Genomic DNA, 13,231 nt, shown 5'->3' with positions numbered 1-13,231 from the left:
ATTTTAGCACATTTTTCAGTAATGTAAAAGGGCTTTTCACCTAATATAAAAGCCCTCCGGGAGGAAGGCTTTGTCGTTTTACGAAACTGCTTATGCCGAAAATCGCTTCAGCACATTCCGTGCGATCCAGACGCCTGCTGCGCCTGCTTGGGCCAATCCCCGCGTAATTCCTGCGCCGTCCCCTCCGCAAAATAAACCTTGAATCTCGGTCTCGAATTCCTCGCTTAATCGCGGACGCGCCGAGTAAAATTTCGCCTCGACGCCATAGAACAGCGTATGCTCCGCGGCGATGCCGGGCGTGACCTTTTCCAGCGCATGAATCATTTCGATCAGGCTTTTCATGGTGTTGTAGGGCAGCACCAGCCCCAGGTCGCCGGGGACGGCCTCCTTGAGAGTCGGCTCGAGGAAGCCTTCGCGGATGCGCTCGACGGTCGATCTGCGGCCGCGCAGGATGTCGCCGAACTTTTGCACGATGACGCCGCCGCCGGACAAATCGTTGGCGCGCTTGCAAATTTCCCGGGCGTACTCGTTCGGCTTATCGAACGGCTCGGTAAATTTGTGCGAGACGAGCAGCGCGAAGTTCGTATTGCCCGACCCGAGCGCAGGATCTTTGAACGAGTGACCGTTGGCGGCCATGACGCCGCTGTGATTTTCGACGACGACGTGACCGGACGGGTTGCTGCAAAACGTGCGGACGCGCGTACCGACGGACGTGTTGAAAATAAATTTGCCCTCGTACAAATGCTCGTTGATTTCGCGCATGACGACATCGGAAGTTTCGACGCGCACGCCGACGTCGACCTGATTGTTGTGCATGCTCAGGCGGCGCTGCTTGAACACCTGCGTCAGCCAGGCGGAACCGTCTCTGCCCGGGGCGAGCATGACGTGGCTGCCGTGTATTTCCGTACCGTCTTTCAGGCGAATGCCCCGGACTTCGTGCTTGCTGCCGCTTTTGACCGTAATGATGTCTTCCACTTCGGTTTTGAACTGCATGTCGATGCGCGGTTTCAAATATTCATAAATGGACTGCAGGATGAGCAAATTTTGCTCGGTGCCGAGATGCCGGACCTGTGCGCGCAGCAGTTTGAGCCCTGCGGCATAGGAGCGCTGCTCGATGTTCCTGACGGCCTCAGTCGTCGGATCCGTAATGCCCGGCGCCGCACCGTGCTGCAAATTGATCCCGTCGACGTAATGGATGAGCTCCAGCACCTGGGACGGAGCCAAATAATCGGTCATCCACCCGCCGAATTCGGTGGTGATGTTGAATTTGCCGTCGCTGTAAGCGCCGGCGCCGCCGAATCCCGCTGTAATGGAGCAGGCCGGCAGGCAGCCGGAGAAATCTTTTTTCCCCGCCGGGGGCGGGCACAGCTTGATTTTATTTTCCAAAATCGGGCAGCTGCGGCGGTAAATATCGTGGCCTTTGTCCACGAGCAGCACTCTTGCCCCGGGCTTGCGAAGGGTCATCTCGTAGCAGGCAAAAATTCCGGCCGGGCCTGCGCCGACCGCAATGAAATCATATTCGCTCATGTTCAGTCTCCTTTGTGCGTTATGCCCCGCTGGGCTAATTGAACACAAAAAATCCCAGCCACCCGGGTATGCGAAAGCAGTACCCGATCGTAGCTAGGAAGTTATGGCTCCCTCTAGAGACCCTCAAGCCGATTCTTAAGGATATACGAACGTTATTTGAAGTGATGACTGTTATTTCGTTTCATAAATATCATAATACGTATGATTGAAATGTGTCAATAAAAGAATGTTCGTAAATTAGCGGAAAAATGCACGAAAGAAACCACTCTGTCATCGCCCCCCCCCCCAGCGGGAGCCTATGAACAGAGTGGTTGGCATGCCGCTACAGTTTGACCCAAGCAACCAGGCCATCCGGCTGGTCGGGGTTGATGCCTTGCCGCTCGGCGCTGCTCAAGGCAACGATTTGCGGGATGAAAATGAAAGGAATGCCCTGCGCCGCAATGTCGAGCTCGCTCTCGGAAACGACGGCCAGATCGACGTGCTCGGCCGGGATCGCTTCGGCGCGGTCGGCGAAGGCGATGATCCGCGCGCCTCTGGCTTTAATATCGCGCATCAGGTTGCGCTGATGCTCCGTGCCTTCGCCGGACAGCGCCGCGATGACGAGCGTATCTGCGCCGATCGTCACCATCGGGCCGTGGCGCACGTCCAGCAGATGGAAGGAGCGAGCCTGCACGTTGGCGATTTCCGTCAGGGCGATTGCGCCTTCGGAAGCAAGCCCTTGCAGTTCGCCGTCGGCGAGCACGACGGCATTCGTCCAGGCGAAGCCGGCCGCTTGGCGTATTCCGCTTTCTACGCGGGCCATATAAGCTTCGCCCTGCTCGATCGCCTTCCCGATGTCGGCGATCAGCTTCTCGTCGCCGCCTATGAAGGCCGCCAGCAGCAGGTTCGCAGCGTACAGGTTCGTCACGGTTCTCGTCTGGCAGACGCTGTTATCGAACGCCCAAGGCAGCTCAAGCGACAGGTCGGCTATTTTCGACAACGGAGAATCCGTTACGCAGGACAGCGCGATAACGGGAATGCGTTGGCCGGTTTGAATCAAGCGGACGGCTTCCACCACCTCTGTGGTGGAGCCGGAGCGTGATGGCGCGACCAGCAGCGTGCTCGCGATAAGCGGGCGGTAGCGATCCAGGTTCAGCAGCAGGTCGCCTCCGGCAAGTGCGCTGGCCGGCAAGCCTGCGCGCAGCCGCACGGAGAAAGCGGCGGACTCGCTCAGGCAGTAGCTGGAGCCGCAGCCGACGAAGGTGACCGATGCGGCGGACCCGGCGCGGGCGAACGCTGTGATTTGTTCTCTTTTGGACAGCAAGTAGTCGTAGGTTTGCCGCAAGGCGGAGTACTGCGCAACAATTTCGTTATAAGTCAAGCTCATAAATGATGACCTCCCGAATATGAAGATGTATCGTAAACATAGTTTAAAGCATAGATATGATTTTTTCAATCAAAAAATGATTTTTATGATCAATATATGGAATTTGAAAATCTATAATTAGTGATTATTGTCGAATATCGATTAATTTTGATCAAAAAAAGATTGAAAAAATCATTTAATGGGATTATCATAATCACAAAGATGAAATAAAAAATCAAATGAAACAGCATATGCGCGGCCGGATGTCCGGATGGCGGGTGCGTGCTCGGCCATGTGGTCGACCGACCGCCGCCATGCATCGGAACACCGTGCGCCGCTGGCTGCCGGTTTCATTAGTAGTGAACAAAGCGATACAAGATTGCCTGACTTTTGCCGGAGACCGCAGCTTACGAAGACGGGACTCCGTACTGTTCGGCGGGAGCCGCCTGATGCGGATTTGCTCCAAACGAAGCTTTTTAGGAGGAAGATGCTTGTGAAGTATGCGGCAGGGGTTGACGTTGGCGGTACGAATATCGTCTGCGGCTTGCTGGACGAGAGGGGCCGGATACTGATCAAACGCAAATTTGCGACAGCTCCCGAGAAAGGCCCGGCTTCCATTCTGGAAACAATTGCCGGACAAATTGAAGACATGCGAGAGGAAGCCGAAATTGCCGCAGACGAGTTGGTTGCCGCCGGGCTGGGCATCCCTGGCTTGGTCGACCCGGAAGCGGGAGTGAGCCGCAGAGCGGTCAATTTGCGCTGGGAGCAGGTTTCCGTTGCCGCGGAGATGCAGCGCTTGTTAAGAAGGCCTGTTTTTATCGACAATGACGTGCGCATGTACGCTTATGGCGAAGCGGTTGCCGGCGCAGGGCGCGGCTATCGTTACGTGTACGGCATTACGATCGGCACGGGGTTGGCCGCCGCGCTCGTGCAGTGCGGCGAGCCGTATAGCGGCTACCGCTTTATGGCCGGAGAGATCGGGCATGTCAAAGCGGAGGGCGGACATGCGATGTGCAATTGCGGCAGGATCGGCTGTCTGGAGACGATCGTATCGGCAACGGGCATCGCCCGTCAAGCCAGAGAACGGCTGGCCAAAGGGGAGCAGAGCATCCTGTTGGCCCGGTTCCCGGACCTTGCCGCGATTCGGGCTGTCGACGTTTCGCGCGCCGGCGCCGAAGGAGACGCCCTTTCGCTGGACGTTCTCGCGCATACCGGAAAAACGCTCGGCCGCGCCCTTTCGTCGGTCGTGCCGCTTTTGTCACCGGATGCGATCGTGATCGGCGGCGGGGGTGCTTTGGCGGCCGGCCTGCTCATAGAGCCGATGAAGCGCGAACTGGACGGCGCATTGCTTCATGACTACCGCGGCCAGTATGCCGTCAAAACCGCCGAATTGAACGACGATGCGGGCCTTGTCGGCAGCGCGCTCCGGGCGCTGCACCGCGGCGGTTGGCCGAAGTCAACGATGATTACAAACCATTAGGGAGGAACTTATATGCCGCTTATTTCATCCACAGAAATGCTGCAAACCGCCAGAAAGAACAAATACGCCGTCGGTGCTTTCAACGTCCACACGCTGGAAATGCTGCAAGCCGTCGTTGAGGCGGCGGCGGAGACGCATTCCCCGCTAATTATTCAGTCTACGGTCGGCACGGTTAAACATCTGGGCCCGGACTACATTGCTGCGGCCGCGACGGTCGCCGCGAACCGCACGGGAGTGCCGATTGCGCTGCACCTCGATCATTGCACCGATTTTGCACTCATCGTTCAGTGCATCCGCGCGGGCTATACATCGGTCATGATCGATGCTTCGATGCACCCGTTCGAAGAAAACGTGAGCCGCACGCGCAGCGTGATGGAAGTGGCGTCGGCAGCGGGCGTGAACGTCGAGGCCGAGCTGGGCAAAGTCGGCGGCGTCGAGGACGATATCGTCGTCGACGAGCGCGACGCGCTGCTGGCCGATCCGGAGGAGTGCAGCCTGTTTATCGAGCGGACCGGCGTCGACACGCTGGCTCCGGCTATCGGAACCGCGCACGGCATTTACAAGGGCGAGCCGAACATCGATTTTGCACGGATCGAGCAAATCGCGTCGCGCGTCGCAGCTCCGCTCGTGCTGCACGGCGGTTCGGGCATTCCGGCCGAGCAGGTGAAGCGGGCGGTGTCGCTCGGCATGGCGAAAATGAACGTGGCGACCGAACTGCGCATCGCTTTTTCGAATGCGATCAAAGACGTATTTGCCGCGCATCCGGACGAGAACGACCCGCGCAAATATATGGTTCCGGCCAAAGAAGCGGTCAAACGTCTGGCGATTGAAAAAATGTATCTGTGCGGCTGCATCGGCAAAGCCGGCGATCTGCGATGATTACGACGGTCACGCTGAACGCGGCCATTGACAAGACATATTATGTCACGCAATTCGGCTTGGGGGTCGTGCAGCGCGTCGCCCGGCAAATCGCCGAGCCCGGCGGCAAGGGCAACAACGTCGCCAAAGTAGCCCGGCTCCTTGGCGGCGACGTAACGGCATCCGGCTTCATCGCGGGAAGCAGCGGCTCTTTCATCGCGGAGCGGCTTGAGGAGCGCGGCATCGCGACAGCGTTCGTCCGCGTGCCGGGCGAATCGCGCGTATGCCTGAACATCATCGACGAGTCCAGCGGCACATCGACGGAACTGCTGGAGCAAGGCCCCGCCGTAAGCGAAGCGCACATCGGGGAGATGAAGCAAACGATTCGCAGGCTCGCCCTGCAATCGGGCGTCGTCGTGCTGTCCGGCAGCCTGCCGCCGGGCGCACCGGCCGATCTGTATGCCGACCTCATCGGCATCATTCGGGCTGCGGGCGCACGCGCTTTCCTGGACACCAGCGGCGCGGCGCTCGGCAGCGGCCTGCGAGCGCGGCCGCATTTTGTAAAGCCCAACGAGCAGGAGCTGGCGCAATGGCTCGGGGTTGACGCCAGCGCCATCGGCGAGACCGACGGGGCGGAGGCCGCCGCCAAGCTTGCGGACGAAGGCATCGCCCAAGTGTGCGTGACGATGGGCGGCCGCGGTGCGATAGCTGTCATCGACGGCCGCGGCTATCGGGTTATCCCGCCGGTCATCCCGGCGGCGGTCAATACGGTCGGCAGCGGCGATTCGTTCGTGGCCGGGATGGCTTTTGCCGAGGAGCGCGGCGCGTCCGCCGAGGAAAAGCTGCGCATTGCCGCAGCGGCCGCTGCAGCCAATGCGATGTCGGAAAAAGCGGGTCACATCGACTACGCGCTATTTCAATCGTATATGGAGCAGGTACGGGTCACGGCCCTGTAAAGGATCGCCGTCATGCACCGCCACACCGCGCGGCTAGGATGCTCCTTTTTGCCGGGAGAGGGGGAATGGTTATGAAACTTGGTGTTGTCGGATATGGGACAAGAATACGCTCTATGATCGACGAGATTATGCAAATTGCTCCCGATACGCAAATTGCGAGCGTTTGCGACCCGCAGTCGGAGCGGGTTCGTGGGCAGTTTGAAGGGACGGGGCGGCCTGTTCCTGCTTTGTTCGACGCCGTGGAACAAATGCTTGCTGAGTCGGATTCGCTGGACGGCGTTATGATCGGGACGCGCTGCTCGCTGCATACGCCCATGGCATTGCAGGTGCTGCCGACGAATCTCCCTATATTTCTGGAAAAGCCGGTCGCTACCAGCGATCATGATCTGGCTCTGCTGCAAGCGGCCGGCGGCAAGCGCGGCAGTACGGTCGTCGTCAGCTTTCCGCTGCGGCTCTCGCCGCTCGTCAAGCTTGCGAAGGAGATCGTCCAGTCCGGCAAAATCGGGCGCGTCGAACACGCGCAGCTGGTCAACAATGTGCCCTACGGCAGCGTTTATTACCAAAATTGGTACCGGGACGAAGAAGAAACGGGCGGATTGTTTCTCCAAAAAGCGACGCATGATTTCGATTATTTGAATGCGATTCTGGACATTGCTCCGACGGAAATTTGCGCGATGACCTCGAAGCAAATTTTTAAAGGCGACAAGCCGGCCGGACTGATTTGCCCCGACTGCGCGGATCATGCGACATGCCCGGAGAGCGCTGTGCGGAAGCGCAGGGAAGGGCAGGAGCCCGAGGGCGAGCAGTGCTGTTTCGCAGTCGATACCGGCAATGAAGACTCCGGCTCCGCACTGATCCGCTATGAAACGGGCATGCATGCCGCGTATTCGCAAAATTTTTTCGCCCGCGGCGCAGCCGCTGCCCGAGGTGCCAGGCTGCTCGGCTACAAGGGTACGCTGGAGTTCGACTTTTATACGAACGCGGTCAAAGTTTTCATGCATCACACGGCGCGGGTGGAGACGTACGATCTGAGCACGGGGAATTTGAATCATAGCGGCGGAGATACCGCGCTGGCCGCGAATTTCGTCGATGTGATCGCCGGGCGGGCGAAATCCGAGGCGCCGCTCGAAGCGGGCATCGTCAGCGCAGCGATGTGCCTCAGGGCGCGCGAGTCGGCGGCGACGTCCTCTTTTCAGAAGATAACCATTCCTCCGCGCCCGCTTGCAATCTAGTCTTTTATCCTCCAAAATTAGGAATACCACGGAAGACGGATGCGGATTCCTCAAAAGGAGAGAATTATGGAACATTCAAAAAGCGAGCTGCGGAGAATGAGGGCGCTGGAGCTGATCAAGCTGCACGGCAAAATCACGGTACAGGAAATCGTCGAGGCCATCGGCTGCTCGGAAGCTACGGCCAGACGCGATCTCGATATGCTGGAAAAATCGGGCCAAATCATTCGCACCATCGGCGGCGCAATTTATGAGGGAGCGCTGATGCAGACCTCGTCGGAGCTTCCTTTTGCCGACAAGCGTTTTTTTCAGCGCCAAAGCAAGGAGCGCATCGCCAAAGTGGCGGCCGAGCTTGTCGAAGAGGGCGATGTCGTCTGCCTGACGGGGGGGACGACGACGTTTTTTATCGCCAGAGCGCTGAAACAGCATCGCAACATTACGATTGTGACCAATGCGGTCAATATCGCGGCGGAGCTGGCGGATGCCGAAGGCGTGCAGGTCGTCGTCATCGGCGGCGTCATGCGCGCCAAAAGCTACGAGCTGATCGGTCCTCTGGCCGAAAGTGTGATCGACAAAATCAACGTCACCAAAATGTTTCTCGGCGTCGACGGCGTTTCGCTGGAGCACGGGTTTACGATGCATTCGGAGCTGGAAGCGCGCATCGCGCAGCTGCTGATCGAGCGTTCCGGGCAAGTGTATGCAGTTTTTGACCACAGCAAGCTGCAAAAAGCGGCGCTGTTCACGATTATCCCGCTGAGCCGGGCAACGGGAGTGATTACGAACAAGCAGCCGGAGAGCTGGTTCGAGCAGGCTTGCCGGGAGCGGCAAGTCGCCGTGCATCTCGCAGCGGACGATGCCGCGCTGCTTTTGTAGGGCTCTGGCCTGGCCGCAGCGCTTGCGGACATGCGAAAAGCGCCTCCGCGGTTCCGGAGGCGTTTTTTTTGCGGGCGGGGCACGCGGCGCTCCGGCTCCAGTGGGCGGCCTCGCCGCCAGAGCTGCGGAGCCGGGAGCGTGCGGCATCCGCCAGCGCCAGCGCTAGCGCGGCGCGGCGAAAACTCTGCGGCGCTTATGCCGCCGCAAATCGTAAGCGGCTCGGACAAGTAATCGGATGCCAAGCCAACAGATGCTGCGCCGATTTGAACGGCTGGTTTCGTGCTCCTGCCGCCTATTATAGTTGGTGCACGGTTCTTTAAGCGACTTGGCATCAGCAGTCGGCAAAAACCTGCGAAAGTGCAGGCTTTTTCCGCGAAAGTAGCTCATTTTTGGGAAAAGCCTGCGATTGTACAGGAATTTTCGAGGAAAATGAGTCTGCGCCGACGTGTTCGATGAAAAACCTGCACATTTGCAGGAAGTTCTTGAAGCCGGCGCTTTAAAGCGCAAAAAGCTGCACTTTTGCAGGCTTTTTACGCGCTGCGTGCGGAATCCACCAGCGCGCCGTGGCGTGCCCGGGCGTCACTGTAATGCACCGCTCCAGCGTGCAGGCTAACCGCATCGCCGCAGAGGCGGGAGCGTGCGGCATCCGCCCGCGCCATCGCGCCGCGTCTCGCCCGGGCGTTCACCGCGCCGCACCGGTTCCAGCATGCGGGCTCGCCGCATCGAAGCGGAGGTGGGAGCTGCGTGGCGAAAACCTTGCAGCTCTTACGTCCGCCGCAAATTGATTCAATAGTCTCGGACAAGCAACTGGATGCCAAGCCAACAGATGCTACGCCGATTTGAGCGGTTGATCGCAATTTCGTGCTAATTCCGCCTAAAGCCGGTGCACGGTTCTTTAAGCGACTTGGCATCAGCAGTCGGCAAAAACCTGCGAAAGTGCAGGCTTTTTCCGTGAAAGTGGCTCATTTTTGGGAAAAGCCTGCGATTGTGCAGGAATTTTCGAGGAAAATGAGCAAGAGCCGATGTGTTCGATGAAAAACCTGCACATTTGCAGGCTTTTCCCAAAGGCAGCGCATTAAAGCGCAAAAAGCTGCACTTTTGCAGGCTTTTTACGCGCTGCACGGGGATGTGCTGTCATTTGGCGTGCGGGTTTACTGGCAATGCGCCGCCTCCAGCCAGCGGACTCACTGCATCGCAGCAGAGGCGGGAGCGCGCAGCACCCGCCCGCGCCATCGCGCCGCGTCTCGCCCCAGGCGTCACAGCGCTGGGCCGGCTCCAGCGTGCGTACACGCCGCATCGCAGCAGAGGCGGGAGCGCGCAGCACCCGCCCGCGCCATCGCGCCGCGTCTCGCCCCAGGCGTCACAGCGCCGCGCCGGCTCTATCGTGCGGCACCCGCCCGCGCCGTCGCGCTGCGCCCCGCTGCCGTGGGCGTTCATTGCGGCCGTGTGACCGGCCAATCGCTCGATTGCCGGAAGATCGGCTCGAACGGCAGCACGATTTTGATCGGCAGCGGGTAGGGCGAGTGGATGCATTGCAAAATCGTTTTCGCGGCGACGATGCCGATTTCGAATGTCGGGATGTGGATCGTCGACAGCGGCGGCACCGTGTAGCGCGAAGGCTCGTTGTCGTCGAAGCCGACGATCGCGAAGTCTTGCGGCATGCGGAAGCCTTTCTCCGCAATGGCACGCATGGCGGCCATCGCCATGATGTCACTGGCGGCGAACACGGCTGTCGGCAGCTGCCCGCGGTGCTCGTCCAAGTATTTCAGCATCAGCCTGTAGGCATGATCCGGCTCCCATTCGGCGTTGATCACATGGTGCGGCGATACGGGCAGACCGGCTTGCTCCAGCGCCTGCTTGTAGCCGCGGTACCTTTTTTCCCGGTCGAATTCGCCGGACAAGCCGGTGCCGCCGATGAACAAAATGTCGCGGTGGCCCTGGTCGACCAGGTGTTTGACGGCAATGCGCGCCGCTTCTACACGGTCGTAGGAAATGGTCGGAATGTCCGGGTCGGACACGTCGATGCCGACGATATGTTTGGTGTGCTTTTTCAAGGAGTTGTATATTTTGGGATCGATGCCTTCGACTACGATTATCCCTTCGATCTGATCCTCAAGCGTAACTTGGCGCAAAATTTCCGCTTTTTTCAAATCTTCCTGCGTATACGTGAAAGCGATTTTATAGCCGTTTCTGGACAATTCCTTCTCAATTCCGTCGAAAATGACGGAGAAATAAGGATGGTAATGACGGTTTTGCATCGTCGACACAATGCATCCGATGCTTTTGGCCGCCGCTGCCGTTACCAGGCCAGGGGTCTTGATATGATAACCGAGATCGCGCGCGGTATCCCAAATTTTTTGCTTCGTCTCGCTGTTCACGGTGCGGTTGGCTTCATTAGCCAGCACGCGGGATACGGTGGAGATGGAGACGCCGACGCGAACAGCGATATCTCTTAAAGTGGTCATGACGATAACCTGCCTTTTTCAACATTCTTATTTTTTTGCCGCAAAATCTCACTCTTTATGTTAAGTAAAAAGCAGCGCAAGGTCAACTTGAATTTGGGTGAAAATATTGCAAAATGATTGTAAAATTTGCGGCAAAATAACGAGAAAAATGCATTGACTGCACCTATTTTTTGCGGTATATTTTTCATATCGGCAATAAAAATGAACTTATACATACGTTCGGAAGGGGTTATTTTTATGCGATTCTCGAAGTTTTTTGCTGTTTTTGCATCTGTTTGCGTAATTTTTGCAATAGTTGGCTGTTCCAGTGATGCAAATTCTCAACCGACGGCGGCCGAATCGTCCGCAGCGCAAGGGAAAGTGAAGCTCGTTTTTTGGAGCCACCAGGAAGACGCTTTTATAAACGCCTACAAAAAGATGATCGAAGCCTACCAAACCGCGCATCCGGGCGTAGAGATCGATTATCAAACTTTCCCCTACGACGTTTATAACCAGAAATTGAAAGCTTCCTTCTCAGCCAAAAATCCGCCGGATATTGCCGAAGTTTTCGGTACGTGGGTGCCGGAGTATTCCAAAAACGGCCTGCTTGCCGAGCTGCCGAACGGCGACGCACTGCGCAAGGAGTACTATGAAGCTCCACTCGGCGGATACACATGGGACAATAAATTGTATGGCTTGCCGATGGAGTACAACATCGAGAACGGGGGCATGCTGATTCATCCGCAAATGCTGAAGGACAAAGGCATTGCCGGCCCGCCGGCGACATGGCCGGAGCTTGTCGATGCGGCGAAAAAACTAACGGTCCGGGATGGCGGCGGAATTAAGGTGAAAGGCTTCGATTTCGTTTCCGGCGACAATATTACGTTCACGTTCCTTTCATTCATTTTGCAGCAAAAGGGCAAAATTTGGGGCGACAACGGCCACGTAAACTTCCAGACCCCGGAAGCGGTTAAAGCGATGACGGCGCTTAAAACGCTGGTCGCCGACGACAAGGTCGCAGACCTGACAACGTTTGGCGGCGAGCTGGATACGTCCGATTATTTTTTCCGCGGCAATTCCGCGATGACTTACCGCGGTCCGTGGACGATCGCCGCCGGCCTGAACAATTACAAGGCGAAAGATTTTGAATACGTGCCCATGCCTTCCTTCACTTCGGAAAAACCGTACTTCGCAGCGGAATCCGGCTGGGGAACGATTGTGGCACAAAAGAGCAAAGCGCAGAAGGAAGCGCTCGACTTTGTTCAGTTCATGGCTTCCAAAGACAACCTGCGCACATGGAATCTCGCCACGTTTACGGTTCCGGCCAAAAAGGAAGTGGCTGAGGACCCGGAATTTTTGAAGCAAAATCCGTATATGAAAACGCCGATCGGCGTTCTGCCGTACGGTCAGTGGATCGGACCGGTAGCCGACCGCGATTTTTTCTTCAAACAAGTCAACGACCATTTCCAACTGATGGCGACGGGGCAGGAGAGCGTAGAAGACGGGCTTAAAAAAATCGAGAAAGCGATTAACGATAGCCAGGATCAACATAAGTGATCGGAGTGTTAGGACATGAGCAACCGTACGATAACTAGCGAGAATAGGCGCATGCAGACAGCGGAAGCAGCGCCTGTCCGATACCGCAGCGGGAAACGATTTGTATTCATTTCACTTACGCCTGTGCTGCTCCTGTTCGGGATATTCGCCTTTCTTCCGATTGCCTGGAGCTTGATTTTGTCATTGTTCAAATATAATCCGCTCAGCGATCATGCGATCTTCACCGGCGCGGATAATTATGTCCGTATGCTGGGGGACGCGGTTTTTCTCAAATCGCTCTGGATAACGTTCAAATTCGTCATCATTACCGTCGCTGTCAACATCGTCGTTACACTGCTCATTGCCATGGCGATTCAACGGGTGCGGGTGCGCTGGCTGAAAGATTTGTTCCGCACGCTGTTCTTTTTGCCGACGATCGCACCGCTGGCCGGAACCGCCATCGTGTGGAGCACGATGTTCAATTACCAGAACGGCCTGTTCAATATGCTGCTCGGCCAGCTGCATGTTGCGCCGGTTCAATGGCTGAGCGACCCGCGTTACGCCCTGCTCTCCGTCATCATGATGACGCTGTGGGCCGATATCGGCTACAATATCGTGCTGTTCATGGCAGGGCTGGATTCGATACCGGATATGTATTACGAGGCCGCCATTCTGGACGGCGCGAACAGGTGGGAACTGTTTAGACACGTCACGCTGCCGCTTCTAAGAAGAACGACGCTGTTCGTGACGATCACGACCGTGATCTCGTACTTCCAGGCGTTCCCGCAGTTCCAGATCATGACCAAAGGCGAGCCGTTCAACGAGACGAGAGTGCTTGCGCTGCACATTTACGACCAGGCGTTTTCCAACTCGAATATGGGTTATGCGTCGGCGATGGCCGCCGTGTTCCTCGTCGTCATCTTATTGGTCACTTTGCTGCAGCTGAGATGGGGCCGCACGCAATGGGAATATTGACAGGAGGC

10 protein-coding genes and 1 riboswitch are annotated in these 13,231 nt (G+C 57.3%); of the genes, 7 read left to right on the top strand and 3 right to left on the bottom strand.

Translation table 11 applies throughout. The features are described 5' to 3' along the window. Positions 1 to 90: 90 nt before the first annotated feature. Both AC0LWT_RS05925 and AC0LWT_RS05920 read right to left on the bottom strand, forming a co-directional pair. Positions 91 to 1,527 carry an NAD(P)/FAD-dependent oxidoreductase gene (locus tag AC0LWT_RS05925; protein WP_474680310.1) on the bottom strand — a complete coding sequence of 479 codons (1,437 nt, stop codon included), beginning with the start codon at positions 1,525 to 1,527 and terminating at the stop codon, positions 91 to 93. A gap of 70 nt (positions 1,528 to 1,597) precedes the next feature. Beyond that, a riboswitch (purine riboswitch) is annotated at positions 1,598 to 1,696 on the bottom strand. A gap of 153 nt (positions 1,697 to 1,849) precedes the next feature. Beyond that, positions 1,850 to 2,893 (bottom strand): SIS domain-containing protein, encoded by a 1,044-nt coding sequence (locus AC0LWT_RS05920; protein WP_474680309.1) that lies wholly within the window; start codon positions 2,891 to 2,893, stop codon positions 1,850 to 1,852. 472 nt (positions 2,894 to 3,365) lie between these two features. Between AC0LWT_RS05920 and AC0LWT_RS05915 the strand changes: the two genes are divergently transcribed. From AC0LWT_RS05915 to AC0LWT_RS05895, 5 genes are all read left to right on the top strand, one after another. After that, complete coding sequence (locus AC0LWT_RS05915; RefSeq protein WP_474680308.1) at positions 3,366 to 4,352, top strand: ROK family protein; 987 nt, start codon at positions 3,366 to 3,368, stop codon at positions 4,350 to 4,352. 12 nt (positions 4,353 to 4,364) lie between these two features. Further along, positions 4,365 to 5,231 (top strand): class II fructose-1,6-bisphosphate aldolase, encoded by an 867-nt coding sequence (fba, locus tag AC0LWT_RS05910; protein WP_474680307.1) that lies wholly within the window; start codon positions 4,365 to 4,367, stop codon positions 5,229 to 5,231. Then, positions 5,228 to 6,166 carry a 1-phosphofructokinase family hexose kinase gene (locus AC0LWT_RS05905; protein WP_474680306.1) on the top strand — a complete coding sequence of 313 codons (939 nt, stop codon included), beginning with the start codon at positions 5,228 to 5,230 and terminating at the stop codon, positions 6,164 to 6,166. The genes fba and AC0LWT_RS05905 overlap by 4 nt, the downstream gene beginning before the upstream one ends. A gap of 71 nt (positions 6,167 to 6,237) precedes the next feature. After that, positions 6,238 to 7,398: a Gfo/Idh/MocA family protein gene (locus tag AC0LWT_RS05900; protein ID WP_474680305.1), complete on the top strand. Its 1,161-nt coding sequence runs from the start codon at positions 6,238 to 6,240 to the stop codon at positions 7,396 to 7,398. A 66-nt stretch (positions 7,399 to 7,464) separates the two neighbouring features. Further along, positions 7,465 to 8,268: a DeoR/GlpR family DNA-binding transcription regulator gene (locus AC0LWT_RS05895; protein WP_474680304.1), complete on the top strand. Its 804-nt coding sequence runs from the start codon at positions 7,465 to 7,467 to the stop codon at positions 8,266 to 8,268. A gap of 1,433 nt (positions 8,269 to 9,701) precedes the next feature. Here the strand turns inward: AC0LWT_RS05895 and AC0LWT_RS05890 are convergent. Continuing rightward, entirely contained in the window at positions 9,702 to 10,733 is a 1,032-nt protein-coding gene (locus tag AC0LWT_RS05890; protein ID WP_474680303.1) for a LacI family DNA-binding transcriptional regulator, read from the bottom strand. A 360-nt stretch (positions 10,734 to 11,093) separates the two neighbouring features. On the opposite strand from AC0LWT_RS05890, the gene AC0LWT_RS05885 reads away from it, so the two are divergent. Both AC0LWT_RS05885 and AC0LWT_RS05880 read left to right on the top strand, forming a co-directional pair. After that, a complete protein-coding gene (locus AC0LWT_RS05885; RefSeq protein ID WP_474680302.1) occupies positions 11,094 to 12,269 on the top strand; it encodes an ABC transporter substrate-binding protein in 1,176 nt (391 codons plus the stop codon). 15 nt (positions 12,270 to 12,284) lie between these two features. Further along, positions 12,285 to 13,223, top strand: coding sequence for a carbohydrate ABC transporter permease (locus AC0LWT_RS05880; protein WP_474680301.1), 939 nt, complete (start codon positions 12,285 to 12,287; stop codon positions 13,221 to 13,223). Positions 13,224 to 13,231: the final 8 nt, after the last annotated feature.

This window comes from Paenibacillus sp. sgz302164, assembly GCF_056120505.1.
The sequence above is the reverse complement of the archived record's forward strand: the minus strand, read 5'-3'. Positions and strand labels throughout refer to the sequence as shown.